The sequence below is a fragment of the Streptococcus sp. HMSC071D03 genome (assembly GCF_001812125.1).
Lineage (GTDB): Bacteria > Bacillota > Bacilli > Lactobacillales > Streptococcaceae > Streptococcus > Streptococcus pseudopneumoniae_N.
Map to the genome: position 1 here is coordinate 1 of NZ_KV807785.1, position 764 is coordinate 764.

At 34.3% G+C, this 764-nt stretch carries 1 protein-coding gene; it reads right to left on the reverse strand.

The window, feature by feature from the left end:
- A partial coding sequence (locus HMPREF2837_RS08020; RefSeq protein WP_075230826.1) for a ParA family protein occupies positions 1–584 on the reverse strand: 584 nt, incomplete at its 3' end.
- Positions 585–764: the final 180 nt, after the last annotated feature.

Consider the following 764-nt stretch of genomic DNA (forward strand, 5'->3'; position numbering starts at 1 on the left):
TAGTTTGGTCGAATCATATTTGCTAAGAAATATAACTCAGCAGTAATGTATGATTCTCTTGTGCGATAGTCAATTACATCTTTTCTGAATGCTTCTAACCGAGTTGATAGATTGAATTTGGCATTATAACCAAACTCTGAAGGAGTCAATGGACTAATAATAGCGTGACTGACCGCAACAGCATTTTTAGTAGCTGTCGCGAAGTCCGGTCTACAATCAATCAAGATATAGTCAAACTGACCCAACTTCTTCTTTTCGTAGTTATCCTCTAGCCAAAGATAAAGTAACATATTTTTCTTATCGCTATTCTCCAGATCTCGTTCCACCGAGTCCAGCTGAACTGAACCTGGAATTAGACTGATATTTTCCTTGACTTGCTTAATATCCACGTTGCCTCCTTTGAAAGCATTCGCAATCGTATTCTGACTTTCGTAAATATTGTAGCACTGAGTCAAATTACACTGATGGTCTAAATCTATAAAGAGAACCTTATGACCTTTGCGAGCCAACCATTCTCCATAATTAAATGTCAAAGTTGTTTTTCCAACACCGCCTTTGATAGCGGCAAATGTGATAATCTTCATTCTATTTCTCCATCCTTTTTCTATATTTCTATTATACCATTATAATTATATTTGTCAACATGTTTATAATTATATTTATAATTATTTTTTACAATGATGTTTCTCTTTCCTTACGCTGCTCCACATTTTTCTCAATATCTTGATGTAACTTATAATCTTTTGTAATTGCTTCTACTCTCT